We start from the raw sequence: 21,346 nt of genomic DNA, 5'->3' as shown, positions 1-21,346 counted from the left end.
GGGGCGCTGAGCCCTACATCCGCTCCGGCGCCTTCAGTCCCAGCAGGTCGAGCCCCTGCGCCAGGGTGCGCGCGGTCAGCCGGCAGAGCGCCAGCCGGTTGGCCCGCAGCGCCGGGGTGGGCGCCTTGAGCACCGGGCAGGCGCCGTAGAACTCGGTGAGCGCCTTGGCCAGCGCGAACAGGTAGCTGCAGAGCCGGTGCGGCTCCAACTCCCGGGCCACCTCGCCGAGTACCGCGTCGAAGCCGTCCAGCCGCAGGATCAGCGCCCGCTCCGCCGGGTGCAGCGGCAGCGAGGCGTCCACCCCGTCCGCCCCGGCACCGCCCGCCTTGCCCAGCAGGGTGCACAGCCGGGCGTGCGCGTACTGCAGGTAGACACCGGTGTTGCCGTTCAGCGAGACCATCTGGGCAGTGTCGAAGACGTAGTTCTTCGCCCGCGAGGTGGACAGGTCCGCGTACTTGACCGCGCCGATCCCGGCCGCCTCGACCACCTCCGTGAGCGCCTCGGCGGTCAGCTCGTGCGCCTTGTCGGCCGTCGCCGCCCGCGCCCCCTCGACGGCCTCGTCCAGCAGCCCGGCCAGCGGCACGGTGCCGCCCGAGCGGGTCTTGAACGGGGTGCCGCCGGGGCCGAGCACCATCCCGAACGGCACGTGCACCGCCGCCACCCCGGCGGGCAGCCAGCCCGCCCGCCGGGCGGTGGCGAAGACCTGCCGGAAGTGCAGCGCCTGCCGGGCGTCGGTGACGTAGAGGATCCGGTCCACGCCGAGCCGCTCCACCCGGTGCCGCAGGGTGGCCAGGTCGGTGGCCGGGTAGCCGTAGCCGCCGTCCTTCTTGCGCACGATCAGCGGCACCGGCTCGCCGTCCGGCCCGGTCAGGTCCTCGGCGAAGACGCAGAGCGCGCCGTCGCTGTCGACCGCGATACCGGCCTCGACCAGCTCCGCCACCACCTCGTCCAGGTACGGGTTGTAGCTGGACTCGGCGGCGGTGTCCTGCTCGGTGAGCAGCACCCCGAGCCGCTCGTAGAGCGCCTGGAACGCCTTGCCGGAGACGGCCGTCAGCTCCCGCCACAGGGCCAGCGTCGCCTCGTCGCCGCCCTGCAGCGCCACCACCCGCTGCCGGGCCCGCTCGGCGAAGGCGGGATCGGCCTCGAAGAGCCGCCGGGCGGCCTGGTAGAGGACGTCCAGCACCGAGACCTGGTCGGCCGCCGTGTCCCCCTGCCAGTCGTACTCGGGATGCTCCACCAGGTACTGGATCAGCATGCCGAAGTTGGTGCCCCAGTCGCCCAGGTGGTTCTGCCGGATCACCTCACCGCCCAGGAAGGCCAGCACCCGGGCCAGCACGTCACCGATGACGGTGCTGCGCAGGTGGCCGACGTGCATCCCCTTGGCGATGTTCGGCCCGGAGTAGTCGACCACGGTGCGGGTGCCGGCCAGCGGCAGCCCCACCCCGAGCCTCGGATCGGCGAGCCGGTCGGCGAGCTGGCCCCAGAGCCGCTCGTCGGTCAGCGTCAGGTTGAGGAAACCGGGCCCGGCCAGGGTCGCGGCGACCGGGCCGCCGGCCAGCTCGGCGTGCAGCGCGAGCGCCAGCTCGCGCGGCGGCGTCCCGGCCGGACCGGCCAGCGAGAGCGCCACGTTGGACTGGAAGTCGGCGTGCTCCGAGGGCCGCACCACGGGGTCGCGTCGGGCGAGCTCTGGGGTCAGGACACGCGTCATGGCACCGGCCACCGCGTCCTCCACCAAAGTCATCGCCGCGCGTACCTCAGCCACCAGGGCTTCCTCTCTCCGGTCCGGGCGGCACCACCGCCGCCCGAGTGCCCGCATGCTACGGGCGCGGGGCGCTGCGAAGCGCCCGAATTTCGCGCCCGCCGCCCCGTCCGGGAGATTCACAGCGCCGAACGGGCCCGCGATGATGGGAAGGTGGGTACGAGACCGATGGTCACCCCGTCCCACTGATGAGCCGACGAACCCGGGGAGTTACGCCCATGACGGATCAGCTGACCGAGTCCGAGGTGGTTGTGGTCGGGGCCGGTCCGACCGGCCTGCTGCTGGCCGGCGACCTGGCCGCGGCCGGGCTGCGGGTGACGGTGCTGGAGCGGCGCGGCAAGGAGGCCAACACGACCCGCGCCTTCTCCGTGCACGCCCGCACGCTGGAGCAGTTGGACGCCCGGGGGCTGGCCGAGGAGCTGATCGCCACCGGCACCAGGCTCGCCGAGCTGCGCCTGTTCGGCCGGCTGCGCTTCGACCTGTCCACGCTGCCCACCCGGTTCCCGTTCCTGCTGGTCACCCCGCAGTACAACACCGAACGGCTGTTGCAGGAGCGGGCCGTGAAGGCCGGTGCGGTGCTGCTGCGCGAGCACCGGGTCACCGGCCTGCGCCAGGACGCCGAGGGCGTGACCCTGCAGGTGGCCACCCCGGGCGGCCAGGTCACCCACCGGGCCGGCTACGTGGTGGGCGCGGACGGTGTGCACAGCGCCGTGCGCGAGCTGGTCGGCATCCCGTTCCCCGGCGAGTCGGTGGTCAGCTCCGTGATGCTGGCCGACGTCCGCGTGGAGCGGGCCCCCGAGCTGCCGATCACCGCCGGCGCGAGCAGCGAGGGCTTCGCCTTCCTGGCCTCCTTCGGGGACGGCTGGTACCGGGCGATCGCCTGGGACCGCAGCCGCCAACTGCCCGACGACGCACCGGTCTCGCTGGCGGAGGTGGCCGACGCCACGCGGCGCGCGCTGGGCGTCGACCACGGCCTGCACGAGGCCCGGTGGCTGTCCCGCTTCCACAGCGACGAGCGGCAGGTGCCGCGCTACCGCGACGGCCGGGTGCTGCTCGCCGGGGACGCGGCGCACTGCCACTCCCCGGCCGGCGGCCAGGGCATGAACACCGGTCTGCAGGACGCCGCCAACCTCGGCTGGAAGCTCGCCGCGGTGGTGCGCGGCCGGGCGCCCGAGAGCCTGCTGGACACCTACCAGGAGGAGCGCCACCCGGTCGGCAGGGCGGTGCTGCGCAGCTCGGGCGCGCTGATCCGGCTCGCCCTGGCACCGAGCACCGCCACCCGGGCGCTGCGCTCGGCGGCCACCGTGCTGGCCGACTCGGTCCCGCCGCTGATGGCCCGGATGGCCAGGTCGGTCAGCGGGATCGGGATCAGCTACCCGGCCGAGCCCGGCGCGCACCCGCTGGCCGGGCGCCGGGTGCCGGACCTGCGCCTGGCCCAGGACGCCCCGGGTGGGCCCGGGCGGCTCTACGAAGCCCTGCGCGGCGGCAGCTTCGTGCTGGTCAGCACCGACGAGCGGGCGCCGGGCGCGCCGTTCAGCGGTCTGGAGCCGGCCGTCGGCGAGGCCTGGGGCGAGCGGCTGGTGCACGCCGCGCCGGCCGACCCGCACGGCAAGCTGCGCTCCACCGTGCTGCTGGTGCGCCCGGACGGCTACGCCGCCTGGGCGGCGGCCGATCCCAGCCGCGCCGAGCTGCGCGCCGCGCTCACCCACTGGCTGGGCACCCCGGACCAGGACCCGTCCTAAGGGGTGTCCGGCCCCGGCGCGGTGACTCCCCAGAGCACCGCGCCGGCCACCAGCAGCGCGCCGAGCGCCCCGGCGGCGGTGAGCCGACCGGTGCCCAGCAGCGGCCCGGTCAGCAGCGCACCGAGCGGCAGCAACCCGACGAAGAGTCCGGCCCTGGCCACGCCGAGCCCGCCGACCGCCCGGTACCAGAGGAAGAACGCCAGTGAGGTGACCACCAGCGCCAGGTAGCCGAACGCCGCCAGCTCGGTCCCGGTGGGCAGCCGCAACACCTGTTGACGCTCTGTCAGCAGCGCGCCGGTGCCGAAGGCCAGCGCGGCTCCGAGGCAGACCACGGCGGAGAGCCGGGCCGCGCCGAGCCGGTCGACCAACTCCACGGCCAGCAGCGAGAAGCAGGTCTCGCAGACCAACGCACCCAGCGCCCAGCAGAGCCCGGCGCCGGTGGCCACCGCGGCCGAGCGGGCCACCAGCAGCCCGGCGAAGGCCAGCAGCGCCGCCGTCAGGATCCGCGGGCTCGGCCGGCGCCGTCCCCCGGCGGCTCCGAGCAGCGGGCCCAGCAGCGGCCCGAGCAGGGCGAGCAGCACCGGGGCGGCGCCGACCGCCGCACCCACCGCCGTCGGGTCGGCCCGGCGCACCGCCTGGAGCAGGCAGAGGTTGAAGCCGACGTTGCCGGTCGCGACGAGCAGCAGCACCCGCCCCCACCCCCGGCCGCCCAGCCGCGGCCAGGCGCCGCGCCGGCAGAGCGGCAGCAGCGCCAGCGCCGCCACCAGATATCGCCAGAACTGCCCAGCAAACCATGGATAGTTGACCACCAGTGGGCTGACCGCAGCCGAACTGCCCGCCGCCACCATCGCGCCGGCCGCGCACACCGAGCCCCGCAGTGCGGGGATTGCCTTCGCCATGGCCGCACGCTAATCGCGCGGCGGGGTCGGTGGACCAGACCACTCGCGGAGCAAAAGTCCGGACCACCGTATTCACTGTATAGATTCCCCGCCATTCAGTTCACAGTGGTCCGATACACACTTGACTGTTATTTAGCATTTCATTACCTGATGATGGGCCAACTCTCAGTGAACTTCTGGGATGTTCTGTCACAGCGTTCACGACCCCCCGGAACGCGTGACCCTGCCGGCCGTTCTGGCCGACCAGAGGAGGAGCCCCGTGCGTCCCCGCCCCCTCGCTCTCGCTGCCGCGATAGCCCTGCTGCCGCTCTGCGCGGCCTCGCTCTCGGTCACCGCTGCCCAGGCCGCGACCCCCAACGCCTCGGCCCCGCGCATCTCGCTGCCCAACACCGTGACTCCCGCGGTGTCCCACTCGCAGAAGCAGGGTGACGTTCCCGCCGCCCAGCAGCTGTCGGTGGCGGTCAGCCTGAAGCTGCGCAACTCGGCCGACCTGGACAAGTTCCTGGCGGACGTCGCCAACCCGAAGTCGCCGAACTACGGCCACTACCTGACCCCGGCCGAGTTCGCCGCCCGCTACGCGCCGACCCAGGCCGACGTCGACCACGTGGTCGCCTACCTGAAGTCGCAGGGCCTGACCGCCTCGGTCAGCGCCAACCGCCAGGTGATCGACGCCAAGGGCACCAACGCCCAGATCGCGCAGGCCTTCGGGACGCACGAGAGCGCCTACTACGACGCCGCGGACGCCAAGCAGTTCTTCGCCAACGACAACGCCGCCACGCTGCCGGCCGACGTCGCCGCGGTCGTCCAGGGCGTCTCCGGCCTGAACAACAAGACCGTGCGCACCCCCGAGCTGGCCAAGCCGAACAACGCGCAGCCGATGGCCACCCCCAGCGGCTACGGCCCGAGCCAGTACGACGGCGCCTACAACCTGAACAAGGTCGGCGCGGACGGCACCGGGGTCAAGGTCGCGCTCTGGGAGTTCGACGGCTACAAGTCGTCCAACCTCAGCACCTACGACAAGCAGTACGGCCTGACCGGCCCGGCGGTCACCACCGTCCCGGTCGACGGCCAGAGCTACGACAGCGCGCCCGGCGACGGCCAGGGCGAGGTCGAGCTGGACAGCGAGATCGTCAGCGGCGTGGCCCCCAAGGCCACCCAGCTGGTCTACGAGGCCCCCAACAGCGACCAGGGCGAGATCGACATGGCCGCCAAGATCGTGGCCGACGACCAGGTCTCGGTCATCTCGATCTCCTGGGGCGGCTGCGAGCCCGACACCACGCAGTCCTCGATGACCGCGGTGGACAACTCCTTCAAGCAGGCCGCCGCCGAGGGCATCTCGGTCTTCTCCGCCTCCGGTGACGACGGCTCGCGCGACTGCACCCGCTCCACCAGCGGCGCCTCGGTCAAGTCGGTGGACTTCCCCGGCTCGGACACCTACGTGACCAGCGTCGGTGGCACCAACCTGCAGGTCTCGGGCAACTCCTACTCCTCGGAGAGCGCCTGGAGCACCGCCGGCGGCGGCGTCTCCACCGTGTTCGGCAAGCCGAGCTGGCAGACCGGCACCGGCGTGAGCGGCACCATGCGCACCGTTCCCGACGTCGCCTCCAACGCCGACCCGAACAGCGGCTTCGCCATCTACACCCAGGGCACCAACGGCCCGGCCTGGCAGCAGTACGGCGGCACCAGCGCCGCGGCCCCGCTGTGGTCCGGCTTCACCGCGCTGTTCAACCAGAAGGCCGCCGCGGCCGGCAAGGCCAACCTCGGCCAGGCCAACCCGGCGCTCTACTCGGTCGCCAACAGCAGCAACTACGGCACCGCCTTCCACGACGTGAAGACCGGCGCCAACCAGGACTTCCAGGCCGGCACCGGCTACGACCAGGTCACCGGCTGGGGCTCCCCGGTCGCCGACGCGCTGACCACCGCCCTGCTCGGCGGCGGCGGCACCGGCCCGACCGGCAACACCGTCACCGTCACCAGCCCGGGCGCCCAGCAGGGCACCGTGGGCACCGCGGTGAGCCTGCAGCTGTCCGGCACCGACAGCGCCACCGGCCAGAGCCTGAGCTACTCGGCCACCGGCCTGCCGGCCGGCCTGTCGATCAGCGCCAGCGGCCTGATCAGCGGCACCCCGACCGCGGCCGGCACCTCGACGGTGGCCGTCACCGCCAAGGACTCGACCGGCGCCACCGGCACCACCGCCTTCACCTTCACGGTCGCCGCGGCCTCCGGCGGCTGCACCTCGGCCCAGCTGCTCGGCAACGCCGGCTTCGAGAGCGGCACCGCCTCGCCCTGGAGCACCAGCTCCGGCGTGATCAACAGCGACCTGAGCAGCGAGCCCTCGCACTCGGGCAACTACGACGCCTGGCTGGACGGGTACGGCAGCACCCACACCGACACCCTCTCGCAGACCGTCACCATCCCGGCCGGCTGCAAGGCCACCTTCAGCTTCTGGCTGCACATCGACACGGCGGAGACCGGCAACACGGCCTACGACAAGCTCACCGTCCAGGCCAACGGCACCACCCTGCACACCTACTCCAACGTGGACGCCGCCAACGGCTACACCCAGCGCACCTTCGACCTGTCGGCCTACGCCGGTCAGACGGTGACCCTCAAGTTCACCGGCACCGAGGACTCCTCGGCGCAGACCAGCTTCGTGATCGACGACACCGCGCTGAACGTCGGCTGAGAATCCCGGCCGTCTCACCCAGCGAAATCGGCTGCCACACCGCGTCATTAAGCAGTAGCGCACCGACACCAAAAATTGAATAGCCCCAGGTGAATGAGATCCCGCCGGTATCGGAGTGCCGTCCGATACCGGCGGGATTGTTGCATTCGCGTTTCATGGGTTTGGAGATCCCCGCAAACCCACGTGAAGCTAATTTGTCGTGACCACTGTCATACCCACGGGTAGATGACGTAGCCTCTGATCCCTGCGTAAGGTTCCTGCAGCTCGGTGCCGTCCCCACAACGGCACCGAGCCGGTTCCGCCACGTAAGTCTCCTGGCAACGAGGCGGCTGGTGGGGAGGGTTATCTCGCATGGGCTCGCAATATCCGCAGAACGTCGGCCACCTGCGCCTGGTGGAGCAACGACCGCTCAGCCCCCTGCCCTTGGGCCGATTGCTGCCCACGGCCTGTCCCGCCCCGGCCGACCGATCGGCCACGATCGGTTTCGCCGAAACCCTGCACAGCGCGATCGAGGCCAGCGGACTGAGCCTGGACCGGATCCGCTCGGAGCTGGACCGACAGGGCATCAGAGTCAGTGTCACGACGCTCAGTTACTGGCGTCGCGGTCGCAGCCAGCCCGAACGGGCCTCCTCCGTCCAGGCGGTGGCACTGCTGGAGAACCTGCTGGGCGTGCCCGAGACCGGCCTGTCCAGTCTGCTCGGCCCGCCCCGCCCGCGCGGGCGGTGGGTGACCGGCAGCACCCAGGACAGCGTGCCCGTGGCCACGATCTGGCCCGAGGAGCTGCGCATCGCCGAGGTCTTCGACGAGCTGGACGCCCCGCCCACCAGCGAGCTGGAGCGGCTCAGCGTGCACGACGCCTGCTACGTCGGAGCCGACCGGATCGGCGCGGTACTGAGGACCCGTCAGGTGGTGCGGGCCACCGTGTCCGGCGTCTCGCGCTGCCTGGTGGTGCACCAGGCGGACGAGGACGCCACCGGCTGCCCCGAGCTGACCTCGGTGCGCCACGCCCGGCTCGGCCGGGTCCGGCGCTGCCCCGAGATCGGCCTGCTGGTCGCCGAGCTGCTGCTGGACCGCCCGCTGGGGCTGGGCGACTCCACCGTCTTCGAGTACGAGGTGGAGCTGCCCCCGGGCGGTCCGACCACCGTCTACGGGCGCCGGTTCGCCGCCCCGGTGCGCGAGTACGTGCTCCAGGTGCACTTCGACCCCACCGCGGTCCCCGCCCACTGCGAGCGCTACGAGCGCGACCCGGGCGCCGCCCAGGACCGGGTCCGCGAGCGCCTGTGGATCGGCGCCTCGGCCAGCGCCCACGTGCTGGCCACCGAGCAGCAGCCGGGCCAGAGCGGCATCCGCTGGGAGTGGGAGTAGGGCTCCCGCCGGTGGCTGCGGCAGGATCGTCCCCCGGAGCCTTCCTGTCCCTGGGGGAACGATGAACGACGACAGCACCGTGCAGCTGCGCCCGATCGGCCTGGTCACCGGCGGCCGCACCGAGGTGATCGACGACGACTGGGGCCAGGTCGCCGCCGTGATCCGGCTCGACCCGGCGCAGTACGGCGCCGAGGCCCTGCTCGGCCTGGACGCCTTCACGCACCTGGAGGTGGTCTTCCACTTCCACAAGGTGGCCGAGGAGAAGATCGAGACCACCGCCCGCCGCCCACGCGGCAACCCCGAGTGGCCCGAGGTCGGCATCTTCGCCCAGCGCGGCAAGAACCGCCCCAACCGCCTCGGCGTCTCGCGCTGCCGCCTGGTCGCGGTGGACGGCCTGGACGTCCACGTGCTCGGCCTGGACGCGGTCGACGGCACTCCGGTGCTCGATCTCAAGCCGTGGATGGCCGAGTTCGGGCCACTCGGCGACACCGGACAGCCGCAGTGGGCCACCGAGCTGATGCGCGCCTACTACTGACCGTCCTCCTGACCGCCCGGCCGTCGGCTCGGGAGCACGGGGCCCCTCGTGCGACAGTGCTGACATGACCAACAGCGCCGCTGCCGATCCCACCGAAGCAGCCGAAGCCCGGGAGACCGCCCTCGGCGGCTGGCGGGCCACGGCCCAGGAGCCGGACACCGTACTGATCGACGGGTTCCACGCGCTCAAGCACACGCTGCGGTTCGGCGGCGAGGTCCGCCAGGTGCTCACCAGCGACCGGGCCCAGCTGGCCGAGCTCGCCACGGGCCTGGCCCCCGACGTCGCCGCCGCCGTGCTGGGCGCCGCCGTCGAGGTGCCGGCCGCCGCCCTGCGCGAGCTGGTGCCGCGCCCGCACCCCACCGGGGTGGCGGCGCTGGCCCGGCGCCCCGACCCGGCCCGGGCGCTCGCCCGGCTGCGGGAGCTGCCGCGCCGGGCGCCGGTGGTGGTGCTGGACAACCCGCGCAACCTCGGCAACGTGGGCGCCGTGGTGCGACTGGCCGCCGGCTTCGGCGCCACCGGCGTGGTCACCACCGGCGACCTGGACCCCTGGCACCCGACCGTGGTGCGGGCCGGCGCCGGGCTGCACTTCGCCACCGACGTGGCCCGGCTGGCGCCCGACCGGCTCCCGACCGGCCCGCTGTTCGTGCTGGACCCGGAGGGCGCGGACATCCACTCGGTACGGCTGCCGGACGAGGCGCTGCTCGTCTTCGGCTCCGAGCGGCACGGGGTGGGCCAGGAGCTGCGGTCCCGGGCGGACGCGCTGCTGGCGATCCCGATGCGCCCGCTGGTCTCCAGCTTCAACCTGGCCACCTCGGTCGGCATGGGGCTCTTCCACTGGCAGTCCGGGCACCGGTCAGCCGGCTGACCCCGGCTCGGCCGGCGCCGGATCGGCCGAACCGAGCCCGGCGGCCACCGACCCGGGCGGCCGCACCGCCTTCTCCAGGTCCGTCAGCGCCTGCATCAGCAGCCGGCTGCCGGAGCGGACCACCTCCAGCTGGTCGCCGGGCCGCTGCCCCGGCGTCTGCTCCAGCAGTTCCTCCCAGGAGAGCTGCGCGTCGCGCGCCGCACGGAAGTCCACCGCCCGCCCGGTGAGCACCGCGGCCCCGGCCGCCGCCGTCGCCTCGGCCAGCGCCGCCCCGAAGTCGGCCGCGCCCGGCACCGGCTCGGCCTGCCGCCCCGGCAGGTGGGCCTCCATCAGCAGCGCGACCCGGGAGAGGAACCCGACCGCCTCCCTGGCCCGGCCCAGCTGCCGGCGGCTGAGCTGCGGCGAGTGCACCGCGTGCCGCACCGGCTCGGCCTCGGCCCGCTCCCGGGCCTGCAGAAAGGCCGCCCGGGCCTCGCGCGCGTCCAGCAGCGCGGTGCGCACCGCCCGCGGATCGCGCCCGGCCGGATCCCCGTAGGCGGCCAGCACCGCGCCCGCGTACCGGCCCACCGCGGTGATCCACTCGGCGGTGCGCTCCGGCAGCCGGGCCGTCTCCCAGGTGGGGAAGAGCGCGTAGGCCAGCAGCGCGACGGCGCCGCCCAGCAGGGTCATCAGGATCCGCTCGTAGGCGGTGCTGAGCGGCGGCTCCGGCTCCAACCCGAGCAGGAAGACCACGTAGGCCGAGATGCAGGTGGTCATCACCGCGTAGCCGGTGCGAAGCGTGAGGTACGCCCCGGCGATGCAGACCACCGCCAGCGCGCAGGCGGCCCAGTCCCCCGGGTGCAGCAGCTCGACCACGCCGGTGGCCAGCAGCACGCCGACCACCGTGCCGGCCACCCGGGCGACCCCCCGGCTGTAGGTCTGCACGAAGTCGGGCCGGATCACCATGGCGGCGGTCATCGCCGCCCAGTAGCTGTGGTGCAGCCCGGTCAGCTTGGCCAGCAGGTACGCGGCGGTGACCACGCCGGACAGCCGCACCGCGTGGTGCAGGATCGGCGAGCCGGCCCGCAGCTGGCGCCGCGCGGTGCGCACCGCCACCGGCAGCATCCGGGCCAGCCCCGGGCGCAGCAGCGCCCCGCCGGGCCCGGCGACCGGGGTCTCCAAGGTGGACTCGGTGTTCTGGTCGAGCCCGCCGAAGGCCCGGCCGAGCAGCGCGGTGAGCCGGCGGGCCGCACGCAGCGCCGGGCCGTGCAGCACCGGCCTGGCGGGGGCGATCAGCGCGGCCGGCGCGGAGGCCGGGTAGCTGGCCGGCTCACCGGTGCGGATCGCCCGGGCCAGCGCGTCCAGCAGTTGCGCGGCGCCGTCCAGCAGCTCCCGGGCCCGGTCCCGCTCCGGGCCCTCGGCCGCCGCGCCGAGCTCGGGGTCGGCGATCGCGGCCAGGGTCGGACGGATCCGCTCGGCGATCCCGCGCAGCCCGCGCAGTTCGGGCGGCCGGCGGCGGTCCTGCCAGGGCGTCACGGCAGCCGCGTGGCGGGCCGTCATCAGCGGGTCCGGGTCCATCGCGGCGTGCGGGTCGTGCCGCAGCCGCCGGGCGTAGTCGGCCAGCGAGGCGTACGCGTCGGCCAGCGCGTCGCGCTGGGCGCCCCAGCTCTTGATCGGCCAGAGCGTGATCACCAGCGCCTGGGCCCCGCCGCCGAGCGCGCAGAGCCCCGCGTGGGCGGCCGCGGTGGCCACGCTGACGGGCAGTTGGACCACCACCAGCATCACGGTCAGCGTGTTGGTGGCCACCACACCGGCGGTCGGGCCCAGCGACCAGGCCAGGCCCGCCGCGAAGGCCCAGGTCGCCAGCAGCACCGGGAAGAGCCCGGGCACCGAGACCGCCAGGTAGCCGAGGAAGGTGCTCACCCCGAGGCCGAGCCCCGCGGCCAGGGCCAGCGAGGGGCGCGGCCGGAAGCTGCGCTGGAAGGTGGCCGTGCCGGCGATGAAGGCGCCCAGCGCGGCCGAGGTGGCCGGAGCCGGACCGCCGACGGCGAGCACCGGGAAGAGCACCAGCGCCACCGCCGCGGCCCCGCGCACCGCCCGGTACGGGTCGCTCAGCGCCCGCTCGGGCCGCAGGCCGGCGCGGCCGGTGTGGCGGAGCGCCGCAAGCCAGGGCATACCGGACATTCTAGGGAGTGCCCGGCCGGACACTCCCTAGGCGGCGCGCCCCAGCCGGTCCCCCAGCCAACCCCCCACCCGGCGCAGCGCACCGGTGGGCAGGAAGACGGCGTCCGCCGCGACCATCGCCAGCGAGAAGAACGGCAGGCCGAGCAGCACCGCGATCGCCAGGTGCTCGGTGATCATCAGCGCCAGCAGCACGTTCTTCACCCGCCGGTTCACCAGCGTGAACGGGAAGGCGACCTGCACCGCCACGGTGCCGTAGGAGAGCAGGAAGACCAGCACCGCGCTGCCGCCGAGCAGCGCCGACAGGCCCGGCCACGGGGTGAAGTAGTCCAGGTGCAGCGGGTAGTAGAGCGCGGAGCCGTCCTGCCAGCGCGAGCCCTGCACCTTGTACCAGCCCGCCGTGGCGTACACCAGCACCACCTGCGCGGCGATCACCAGCATCGCGCAGTGGTGCAGCATGGTGGCCAGCGCGTCCAGCACCGCGCGCGGCTCGCCCCCGGGCCACCAGCGCTCGACGGCGTACCAGAGGCCGGCGAAGGCCCACAGCGTCCAGAACAGCACCGCCCAGCCGACGCCCGGCCAGCCGTCCCCGCCCCAGCCGATGTGCCCGGTCAGCTGAGCGGCCGTCAGCAGCCCGCCGCCGAGCAGCCAGAGCAGCACCCCGACCGGCCCCCCACCGCCGCCGCCCGTCCGGGCACCGCGGCGGGCCGCGCGCCGGGCGTCCAGCGACCAGACGGTCGCGCACCGGGTGAAGACCAGGTAGATCGCCATCAGGTGGATGATGTTGTCGCCGCCGTCGCCCACCAGCACGTTGCGGTTCTGCACCGAGACCACGGCCACCAGGAAGAGCACCGAGCTGAACCTGGTCCGCCAGCCGAGCAGCATCAGCACCCCGGCCAGGATCGCCAGCAGGTAGCAGCCCTCGAACCACCAGCGCTCGTCGCGCCAGAGCAGCACCGTGAAGGCGTGCGTCTCGCCCACCAGGTCACGGGCCAGCTGCGGGCTCCACGGGGACCGGTCGCCGTACAGCTCACGGCGGTCGGGCCACTCGCGCAGCAGTTGCAGGGTGAAGGTCAGCGCGAAGCCGATCCGCACCACGGCGGCCTGGTGGCCGGCCAGCGGCCGGGCGGTCAGCGCGGTGAAACCGGCCAGCAGGGCGCCGCCGAGCCGCCCCGCCGGGTCCGGGCGCGGCGCGGGCGGCGCCGGGCGGGCGGGCTCGTGCTCCTCGGCCACCGGCCCGCCCTGGCGCGGGATCCCGGTCAGCAGGCCGTCGGTCTCCGGCCGGCCGGTCATGACAGCCCCTGGTGGTCCGCGGTGTCCACCGGCCACCAGGGCAACTGGCGGTACTGGGGCTCGGTGGACCAGCGCTGGGTGCTCCACGGCGGCGCCGGCACCGCCACGGTCGCGGAGCGGATCTCGATCCCGGTGATCGGCGCGCCCAGCAGCGTCGGGCCGATCCGCTGCAGCGCGATCCGTTTGAGGTACTCCTCGGAGAGCCGGCCACGGGTGCCGACCGGGCTCTCGTCCTGCGCGTTGTGGGTGCTGTCGTAGAAGTCCCAGGCCCGGCGCAGCAGGTTCTGGTCGGCGTGGCTGGGGAACGGGTTGCCGCGCACCGCGGCGATGTCCTGGGCCGTCAGGTCCACCCAGCCGCCGTCGCCGACGGCGGTGCGCGCCCGGACGTCGACGCTGATGTTCTGCTGCAGCGGGTCGGGGGCGAACAGCTTCCAGTTCTGCTCGAACTCCGGGTAGACGAGGCCGTTGACCTGGTCCTGGTAGCGCTGGGAGAGCGAGTTGGGGGGCGCCACGCTCAGGAAGAGCGCGCCGAGGAAGACGGCCGTGCCGCTCAGCAGCACCGCCGCACCGGTCGCCAGCACCGCGAGCGCGGGCGGCGACCAGGCGCGCCCGGGCATGCCGGAGCGCACCACCTCCTGGTCGGCCATCGGGCCTGCCTCCCCTCCTACGGAGTTACAGCACGTAAGCCTCTTCGCCCGAGCCGCTCACCATCGGGCGCCCCGCCTGCGCCCAGGCGAACATGCCGCCGTCCACGTTGAAGGCCTGGCGCTCCTGGCCGACCAGGTACTGCACGACCTGGGCCGAGCGGCCACCGACGCGGCAGACCACGTACAACGGCGCCTCGGGCACCTCGTCGAGACGGGCCGTGAACTGGCTCATCGGGATGTGCAGCGCGCCCTCGGCGTGGCCCGCGTCCCACTCGTCCTGCTCGCGCACGTCGATCAGCACCGCGTCGGCGGGGACGTTGTCGACCTGGACGGTGGGGATCTGCTGGAACATGCTCGGGCTCTCCTGCTGGGTTGACGGCTCGGGTACGGACGACGGCCGGGGTGCCGGGACCGGTGCCCCATTGTCCACCGCCAGCAGCCGGGTCAGCTCCTGCTGCTGGGCGGCGGCCTTGGCCAGCAGCTGCTCGGCCAGCTCGGCCAGCAACTGGTCCGGGTCGCCCGGCGCGAGCGCCAGCAGCGAGCCCATCGCGGTGCCCTCCAGCCGGACCTGCTCGGTGGCCAGTTCGGCGATCCGCGCGCCCAGCCACTCCAGCCGCTGGAGCAGCCACTCGCCGCGGTCCGGCGCGTCCGGCTCGGGCGCGGACTCCGGCGCGGTCGACCACTCCTCGGTCAGCGCCTCGAGAGCCGCCGCGTCACCGCGCGCGTAGGCCTCGTTGGCCCGGGCGATGAAGGCGGAGCGGCGCTGCTGCTCGGCCGGGTCGGTGGACAGGTCGGGGTGGGCCCGGCGGGCCAGCTCGCGGTAGAGCCGCTGGGCCTCCTTGCCGGGGCGCACCCGGCGCGGCGGCTGCGCGGCGCCGGCTTGACCAGCCGCCTCGTCGGTGTCGCCCACCGCCTGCGCGGCCTGCTCCTCGGCCTGCCGCACGCTGTCGAACAGGGCGTCCAGGTCGGGCAGTTCGTCCACCATGCGGCGCGCGTCCACGGCCCGGCGCAGGTCCTCGGGGCTGCCGGTGCGCGCCGCCACGGCCTCGGCGATCAGCGCCTCCAGCTCGTCGATCCGGGCGTAGAGCGGGCCGAGCCGCTCGTGGTGGACGAGCGCGAAGTTGTCGATCTCGACCCGCAGGGTCTCGACGTCGACCTCCAGCGTCAGCCAGGCCAACTCGGTGGCCGCGACCCGCTCTTCCAGCCGCTGCCGCTCCGGGTCCGCCCAGCGGACGGGGCTCATCGCGGTCACCTGCTCGCCTCGCTCATCATCCGTCGTCATCATCGCCAACCGGCCCGCCCGGGACGGGCCCGGACCGCGTCGAGCCTACCGGGGCCGGGCCCGGACGCCAGGCGCGATGAGGGCGACGAAATCCGGCCAACGAAAAGATGGACAGAGGGTGCGACAGGGCGCACGCTGGGTGACACGCAACTGATACTGACGAATCTGGCCGTTTCAGTACCGGCCCGGGCCCGGTCCGTGCTTCGCTAAGGGACCGGCAGATGGTGGGCCCCATCACGACGGGACAGGCGGGAGCGATCACGAAGCCCATGGCGGACGACCCGAACTCCACCGCGGACACCTCCGCGCAGCAGCCCAGCGCGCCGGGCGCGGTCACGGCTGCGCAGCTCGTCCCCGCGCCGCCCGATCCCGACCAGGCCACCGACCAGCAACCCTCCGGCGTGGTGGCCATGGTGCGGCTGGCGGCCGTGCTGGTCGACCCGGACGGCCGGATCGCCCTGTGGAACCGCGGCGCCGAGGAGCTCTTCGGCCACCGCACCGAGACCGTCCAGGGCCGCACCGCGCGCGGCCTGCTGCCCACCGTCCCGAGCGCGCGGCCGGGCAGCGCCACCGCCCACCGCCGCGGCGACGCCTTCGACACCCTGGACGACCAGACCACCGTGGGCGCCTGGGCCGGCCCGCTGGCGGTCACCGACCGCGAGGAGCGGGTCCGCTCGGTCCTGTGGTGGGCCTACCCGCTGGTCGAGCCGGACGGCCGCAGCCTGCTGCTGCTGGCCGCCGACGCCCGCCCGCTGCGGATGCGCGGCCCGCGGATCGCGATCGGCCGCCGCCTGCTGCCGTACGCGGCCACCGACACCAACGACTGGGGCGCCCCGCGCGCCGAGGGCGGCGTCTTCCACCGGATCTCGGCCGCGCTCGGCTCGACCACCCCCGGCTCGGCGGCGGCACTGGCCCCGCTGCTGCCCAGGCTCGGCGCCACCCGGCTGCGCGGGCTGCTGCGCCGGATCGCCGCCGCCGGCGCACCCGCGCTCTGGGTGGACGCGGGCACCCGGCTGCCGGTCGTCCCGTACGAGCCGCTGGCCGGCGGGGTGGCCCAGCTGGCGGCCGGGCTCGGCCGCCGCTACCCGACGGCGCAGCAGCGCTCCGCCGCGGCCCGGGGGTACGCCCCGCCGGAGGCCCAGGGCGGCTCGCCGGGCCTGCGGGCGGTCCCCGAACCGCGGACGGCGGACCCCGCCCAGCAGCACGGCGCTGATCCAGCGCCCGGCCGGGCGACATCCGCCGGACTACCGGCACCGCGCCCGGCGGCCCCGGGCCCCGCACCGAGCCCGGGAGCTCCCCTGACGACCGAGCAGCGCCCCGCCGCCGTGCCCGCGCCCGCCACCGCCGCGTCCCCGTCCGCAGGCCCGGCCGCGCCGTCGGAGCCGAACGGTGCCGGGCTCACCGTCCAGCCGCTCGCCGACCAGCTCGCCCCGCTGCTGATCAACGGGCAGGCCGGCGAGCAGCTCGCCCTGCTGAACGAGGTCGGCGGCAAGGTCGGCACCACCCTGGACCTGGACACCACCGCCCGCGAGCTGTGCCAGGTCCTGGTGCCGCGGGTGGCCGACTTCGCCTGCGTGGACCTGCTGGACCGGCTGATCTCGGACGCCGAGCTGCCCGAGGAGCTGCCCGACGACGACACCATGCTGCGCCGGGTGGCCCGCAGCTTCCACGAGTCCGCCGGCTGCTGGGCGCACGTGCTGGACGAGGGCGCGCTGATGGCGATGCCGCGCAGCACCCCGCCCGGCATGGCCCTGCAGCGCAACCAGGCGGTGCTGGTCCCGGTGGTGCGACCAGAGCTGGCCGTCGACTACGCGGCCGCGCTGGGCGGCGGCCCGAGCCTGGTCCCGGTGGTCTCCGGGCGCTCGATGCTGGTGCTGCCGCTCTCCGCCCGCGGCACCGTGCTCGGCATCCTCAAGCTGCTGCGGCTGCCCGACCGGGCGCCGTTCGACGAGGCCGACGCGGCCACCCTGCAGGAGCTGGCCGCCCGCGCCGCGCTCTCGCTGGACAACGCCCGGCTGCACCGGGCCGAGTCGAAGATGGCCACCACGCTGCAGCGCTCGATGATCCCGACCCGCCCGCCGCGGATCCCCGGCGTCCAGGTCGCGCACCGCTACCTGCCCGGCGACCGGCGGGCCGAGGTCGGCGGCGACTGGTTCGACGCGATCCAGCTGCCCGGCAGCCGGGTGGCCCTGGTGGTCGGCGACGTGATGGGCCACGGCCTGCACTCGGCCGCCGCGATGGGCCGCTTCCGCACCGCCATGCAGACCCTGGCCGCCCTGGACCTGCCGCCCGGCCAGCTGCTGCGCCACCTGGACAACCTGGCCCAGAAGATCGGCGACGACCACCTGGCCACCTGCCTGTACGCGGTCTACGACCCGATCAACCGCACCTGCGAGCTGGCCAGCGCCGGCCACGTGCCGCCGGTGCTGGTCCACCCGGACGGCACCGGCGAGCTGCTGGAGATCCCGGCCGGCGCCCCGATCGGGGTGGGCGGGGTGCCGTTCGTCGCCAAGAAGATCGACGTGCTGGACGGCTCGATGCTGGTGATGTGCACCGACGGCCTGGTCGAGGTGCGCGGCGGCGACATAGGAGCAGGCCTCGCGGCGCTCTGCGGGAACCTGATCGACCCCAAGCGGACGCCGGACGAGGCCTGCGACACGGTGCTGGAACGGCTGCACTCCGACGACCGCAAGGACGACGTGGCGCTGCTGGTGGCCCGCTTCGACGGGGTGGCGGAGACCGAGGTGGCCACCTGGACCCTGGCGGTCGACCGGTCGGAGGTGCGCCGGGCCCGCCAGCTGGTCCGCGACCAGCTGGCCGCCTGGCAGCTGACCGCGCTCAGTGACACCACCGAGCTGCTGGTCAGCGAGCTGGTCACGAACGCGGTCCGGGTGGCCCGGGACTACGTCCAGCTGCAGCTGATCCGGGTGGACAAGCTGCTGGTCGAGGTCAGCGACGACAACCACAACCTGCCCTCGCTGGAGCCGGCCGAGTCGATGGACGAGAACGGCCGCGGCCTGAACCTGGTCAGCAAGCTCGCCGAGCGCTGGGGCACCGCCCGCAAGGCGGTCGGCAAGGTGGTCTGGTTCGAGCAGCCGCTGCCGCGCGGCTGAACGGCCCGGCCGGTCAGGACGGCCGAGCGATCAGGCGGTCAGCCGGTCAGGCGGTGCGCCGACGCTCGGCGCTGACCAGGGTGGCCGCCCCGACCCCGTTGAGCACCCGCGGCCAGTAGCTGCCGAAGACCTCGCCGGTGGCCGCGATCAGCACCGCGGTGATGATCGCCACCACGTGCTCCAGACCGGCCAGGTTGGGCAGCACCACGGCCTCGCCGACCATGGTCGCCGCCACCAGGGCCCCGGTGAACCAGGCACGGGTCTTCCAGGCGACACAGATCGCCAGCGCCACCACGGCCGCCGACGGCCCGGTGTCCCGCATGTACGCCACCTTGCCGGCGAAGCCGAACAGGTGGTCCGGGCCGATCTGCACCCCGATCCGCGCGTAGAGCGTGCCGGCCAGGGTACAGGCGTAGGCGATGAACAGGGTGGCCTTGCGGCCGAGCACGATCTCGGCGATCCCGAAGACCAGCAGGACCTGCGCGAGCGCCCCCCAGACCGGCAGGTCCAGCGCGGGCACGTAGAGCGAGAGCGGGGTGCGCAGCAGCGAGACGTCGAGCGGCAGCCCGGCCTTGACCACCCCGATCCGGGTGACGAACGCCTCGCCACCGGGCAGGTGCTGGACAATGCTGAACAGGAGGATCAGGAACGTCGCACCGACCGCCAGCGGAATGGACGCGAATCGCTTGCGCGCCACATGATCCCGGATGGTGCCGAACAATGTTCCCCACTCGGCGACGACGGCCCGGCGCAACTGCTCCGACCACCCTCGTCGCTCGTCCCCCGTGTGGGTCCTCTGGTCCACGACTGCCTCTCTCGTCCGTTTCTCTCTCGTAGATATATCCGGCCTGGAAGAGGTTCACCCGCCCGGGTACAGCTCCAGCCTATGCAGATTCAACATCGTCCGACTCGGCCCCCATACCCATATTCCACTCATCCTCAAGTGGGATATCGCACGTGTCGATCTCAGGGTGTGGTCGTCCGGTTATCAGGGGTCGGCACTGCGGGTCCCCTCCGCCCCCCGGCGGAGGGCTACCCCTTCCCGTCGCCTTCCGCCGTGGGCAGCGCCGCGGTCGCGCCCGGCAGGGCGGAGCGGGTGTGCCGACGACGGAAGAGCGAGGGGAGGCTCGGTGCGGTGATGAAGCCCTCGGCCCGGGCGCTGGCGATGCCGATCCGGGGAATCTCGCTGCTCTTCTCGAAGAGCAGGTAACGCGGTTCCCAGATCGGCCGGTACTTGGCGTTGGCCCGGTACAGCGACTCGATCTGCCACCACCGGGAGAAGAAGCCCAGCACCGCGCGCCACAGGCGCAGCACCGGCCCCGCGCCCAGCCGCGAGCCGCGCTCGAAGACCGAGCGGAACATCGCGAAGTTCAGCGAGACCCGCTTCAGGTTCTGCTCCGCCGCCCCCTTCTCCAGAAGTTCGATCACCATGAACTCGATCAGGCCGTTCTCGGTGTCCCGGTCGCGGCGCATCAGGTCCAGCGACAGGCCGCCCGGCCCCCACGGCACGAAGCTGAGCACCGCCCGCAGCTCGCCCTCCACGTCGTGGCACTCCAGCATCACGCAGCGCCCGTCGGCCGGGTCGCCGAGCCGGCCCAGCGCCATCGAGAAGCCGCGCTCGGTCTGCCCGTCGCGCCACAGGTCGGCCTTGTTCAGCAGGTCGACCATCTCCGCCTCGGGGATCTCCTCGTGCCGGCGGATGCGCACCGTGTAGCCGGCCCGCTTGACCCGGTTGTAGGCCTGCCGGACGCCCCGCATCGCCCGGCCGTCCAGCGAGAACTCGTCCAGCTCGACGATCGCCTCGTCCCCCAGCTCCAGGGCGTCCAGCCCGTGCCGGGCGTAGATCACCCCGGCCTCCTCGGAGGCGCCCATCACGGCCGGCGCCCAGGCGTGCTCGCGGGCCTCGGCCAGCCAGGCGTCGATGGCGCCCGGCCAGGCCTCCGGGTCGCCGATCGGGTCGCCGGAGGCCAACGAGACCCCGCCGACCACCCGGTAGGTGACCGCCGCCTTGCCGGTCGGCGAGAACATCACCGCCTTGTCCCGGCGCAGCGCGAAGTAGCCCAGCGAGTCCCGCTCGCCCTGCTTGTCCAGCAGCGCGCGCAGCTTCGCCTCGTCCTCGGGGGTGAGCAGCTCCGTGCCGCGCGGGCTGCGGAAGGCGACGTAGAGCACCAGCAGGAAGAGCACCGCGCCCATCGCGTTGATGAAGGCGTTCAGCCAGTTGGGGACGTCGATCACGTCCAGCAGCTTGTCGGTGGGGGTGACGGTGACCATCCGGCCCACCGCGTAGCGGAACTCGTCCCAGAAGCTCGCGCCCGACAGGCGGTTGTTCATGTTGACCAGCAGTGCGCCGACCACGCCGCCCAGGGCCAGCCCGCCGATGAAGGTGGCCACCGCCGTCAGCGGGTTGGAGCGGTCGCCCTTGGAGGTGAACTCCTTGCGCCCGACCACCAGGAAGAGCATGAAGAGTCCGGTCAGCACGGTGGAGAAGTAGTTGAATCCGTGCTTGTTGAAGTGGTCGCTGCCGGGGAAGACCAGCGCCAGCAGGTACGCCAGGAAGGTCAGCCCGCCCAGGCCGAAGTTGAAGATCCAGGCGGCCCGCTTGCGCCGGCGCATCGCCACCGCGAGGAAGATCGAGAGCACCGCGCTGGCCAGGCCCTCGGTCATCAGGTAGGGCGTGAAGTACTGACCCTCACTGTGGTGGCGCACCGAGTTGCGGAACGGGGTGACCACCACCGCGAGCACGTTGACCAGCGCGATCAGCCGCAGGTACCAGACCGTGCCGGTGGCGGCGATGGGCCGCAGCCGGGACAGCGGACCGGTGCGGGGCGCGGCCGGGGCAGCCGGCGAAGGCTGCTTGGTGGTGGTCGACACAGCTCAATTCCAAACGATCGGATCCGGCGGCGCATCCGCACTGCTGGTGGAGTGTCATCCATCGTGGCGCAGCCCGGCGGAGATCCGCGTGAACCGGGCAGCCGATTCCCACCCCGCCGATCGGCGGGG

14 protein-coding genes are annotated in these 21,346 nt (G+C 73.8%); 6 read left to right on the top strand and 8 right to left on the bottom strand.

Going from position 1 to position 21,346, the window contains the following annotated elements:
* Positions 1-13: 13 nt before the first annotated feature.
* Complete coding sequence (gene argS, locus OG500_RS20145; protein WP_329582182.1) at positions 14-1,762, bottom strand: arginine--tRNA ligase; 1,749 nt, start codon at positions 1,760-1,762, stop codon at positions 14-16.
* A 215-nt stretch (positions 1,763-1,977) separates the two neighbouring features.
* Between argS and OG500_RS20140 the strand changes: the two genes are divergently transcribed.
* Positions 1,978-3,501, top strand: coding sequence for an FAD-dependent oxidoreductase (locus tag OG500_RS20140; RefSeq protein WP_327068041.1), 1,524 nt, complete (start codon positions 1,978-1,980; stop codon positions 3,499-3,501).
* Here OG500_RS20140 and OG500_RS20135 read toward each other — a convergent pair.
* Complete coding sequence (locus OG500_RS20135; RefSeq protein WP_327068040.1) at positions 3,498-4,400, bottom strand: DMT family transporter; 903 nt, start codon at positions 4,398-4,400, stop codon at positions 3,498-3,500. The two genes, OG500_RS20140 and OG500_RS20135, sit on opposite strands and share 4 nt — an antisense overlap.
* Before the next feature lie 259 nt (positions 4,401-4,659).
* Here OG500_RS20135 and OG500_RS20130 point away from each other — a divergent pair, with 259 nt between their 5' ends.
* The 4 genes from OG500_RS20130 to OG500_RS20115 all read left to right on the top strand — a co-directional run bounded on the left by OG500_RS20130 (position 4,660) and on the right by OG500_RS20115 (position 9,851).
* Positions 4,660-7,086, top strand: coding sequence for a protease pro-enzyme activation domain-containing protein (locus OG500_RS20130; protein ID WP_329582179.1), 2,427 nt, complete (start codon positions 4,660-4,662; stop codon positions 7,084-7,086).
* Between the two features lie 351 nt (positions 7,087-7,437).
* Positions 7,438-8,451, top strand: a complete 1,014-nt coding sequence (locus OG500_RS20125) for a hypothetical protein (RefSeq protein WP_327068038.1) — start codon at positions 7,438-7,440, stop codon at positions 8,449-8,451.
* A gap of 61 nt (positions 8,452-8,512) precedes the next feature.
* Positions 8,513-8,986 carry an SAM-dependent methyltransferase gene (locus tag OG500_RS20120; protein WP_329582176.1) on the top strand — a complete coding sequence of 158 codons (474 nt, stop codon included), beginning with the start codon at positions 8,513-8,515 and terminating at the stop codon, positions 8,984-8,986.
* Between the two features lie 64 nt (positions 8,987-9,050).
* Complete coding sequence (locus OG500_RS20115; RefSeq protein ID WP_329582173.1) at positions 9,051-9,851, top strand: TrmH family RNA methyltransferase; 801 nt, start codon at positions 9,051-9,053, stop codon at positions 9,849-9,851.
* Here the strand turns inward: OG500_RS20115 and OG500_RS20110 are convergent.
* The 4 genes from OG500_RS20110 to OG500_RS20095 are packed head-to-tail and all read right to left on the bottom strand — an operon-like array spanning position 9,840 to position 15,194.
* Positions 9,840-12,005 carry an FUSC family protein gene (locus OG500_RS20110; RefSeq protein ID WP_327068035.1) on the bottom strand — a complete coding sequence of 722 codons (2,166 nt, stop codon included), beginning with the start codon at positions 12,003-12,005 and terminating at the stop codon, positions 9,840-9,842. The two genes, OG500_RS20115 and OG500_RS20110, sit on opposite strands and share 12 nt — an antisense overlap.
* A 36-nt stretch (positions 12,006-12,041) precedes the next feature.
* Positions 12,042-13,304, bottom strand: coding sequence for an HTTM domain-containing protein (locus OG500_RS20105; protein WP_329582170.1), 1,263 nt, complete (start codon positions 13,302-13,304; stop codon positions 12,042-12,044).
* On the bottom strand, positions 13,301-13,951 hold the full coding sequence (locus tag OG500_RS20100; RefSeq protein ID WP_327068033.1) for a DUF5819 family protein: 651 nt from the start codon (positions 13,949-13,951) through the stop codon (positions 13,301-13,303). The genes OG500_RS20105 and OG500_RS20100 overlap by 4 nt, the downstream gene beginning before the upstream one ends.
* Positions 13,952-13,976: 25 nt before the next feature.
* Positions 13,977-15,194 carry a rhodanese-like domain-containing protein gene (locus tag OG500_RS20095; RefSeq protein ID WP_327068032.1) on the bottom strand — a complete coding sequence of 406 codons (1,218 nt, stop codon included), beginning with the start codon at positions 15,192-15,194 and terminating at the stop codon, positions 13,977-13,979.
* 308 nt (positions 15,195-15,502) lie between these two features.
* Between OG500_RS20095 and OG500_RS20090 the strand changes: the two genes are divergently transcribed.
* On the top strand, positions 15,503-18,346 hold the full coding sequence (locus tag OG500_RS20090) for a SpoIIE family protein phosphatase (protein ID WP_329582166.1): 2,844 nt from the start codon (positions 15,503-15,505) through the stop codon (positions 18,344-18,346).
* Positions 18,347-18,392: 46 nt separating this feature from the next.
* On the opposite strand, the gene OG500_RS20085 is transcribed toward OG500_RS20090, so the two are convergent.
* Positions 18,393-19,043, bottom strand: a complete 651-nt coding sequence (locus OG500_RS20085; protein WP_327068030.1) for a hypothetical protein — start codon at positions 19,041-19,043, stop codon at positions 18,393-18,395.
* Positions 19,044-19,378: 335 nt separating this feature from the next.
* On the bottom strand, positions 19,379-21,217 hold the full coding sequence (locus tag OG500_RS20080) for a phosphatidylglycerol lysyltransferase domain-containing protein (RefSeq protein WP_442789189.1): 1,839 nt from the start codon (positions 21,215-21,217) through the stop codon (positions 19,379-19,381).
* Between the last annotated feature and the right edge of the window lie 129 nt (positions 21,218-21,346).

Origin of the sequence: Kitasatospora sp. NBC_01250, assembly GCF_036226465.1 — a bacterium.
GTDB lineage: Bacteria > Actinomycetota > Actinomycetes > Streptomycetales > Streptomycetaceae > Kitasatospora.
The sequence above is the reverse complement of the archived record's forward strand: the minus strand, read 5'-3'. Positions and strand labels throughout refer to the sequence as shown.

Excerpts from the sequence above, each read along its gene's own strand:
- OG500_RS20140 (WP_327068041.1), top strand. The coding sequence starts at position 1,978 with ATGACGGATCAGCTGACCGAGTCCGAGGTGGTTGTGGTCGGGGCCGGT.
- OG500_RS20135 (WP_327068040.1), bottom strand. The coding sequence starts at position 4,400 with ATGGCGAAGGCAATCCCCGCACTGCGGGGCTCGGTGTGCGCGGCCGGC.
- OG500_RS20125 (WP_327068038.1), top strand. The coding sequence starts at position 7,438 with ATGGGCTCGCAATATCCGCAGAACGTCGGCCACCTGCGCCTGGTGGAG.
- OG500_RS20120 (WP_329582176.1), top strand. The coding sequence starts at position 8,513 with ATGAACGACGACAGCACCGTGCAGCTGCGCCCGATCGGCCTGGTCACC.
- OG500_RS20115 (WP_329582173.1), top strand. The coding sequence starts at position 9,051 with ATGACCAACAGCGCCGCTGCCGATCCCACCGAAGCAGCCGAAGCCCGG.
- OG500_RS20110 (WP_327068035.1), bottom strand. The coding sequence starts at position 12,005 with ATGCCCTGGCTTGCGGCGCTCCGCCACACCGGCCGCGCCGGCCTGCGG.
- OG500_RS20105 (WP_329582170.1), bottom strand. The coding sequence starts at position 13,304 with ATGACCGGCCGGCCGGAGACCGACGGCCTGCTGACCGGGATCCCGCGC.
- OG500_RS20100 (WP_327068033.1), bottom strand. The coding sequence starts at position 13,951 with ATGGCCGACCAGGAGGTGGTGCGCTCCGGCATGCCCGGGCGCGCCTGG.
- OG500_RS20095 (WP_327068032.1), bottom strand. The coding sequence starts at position 15,194 with ATGAGCCCCGTCCGCTGGGCGGACCCGGAGCGGCAGCGGCTGGAAGAG.
- OG500_RS20090 (WP_329582166.1), top strand. The coding sequence starts at position 15,503 with ATGGCGGACGACCCGAACTCCACCGCGGACACCTCCGCGCAGCAGCCC.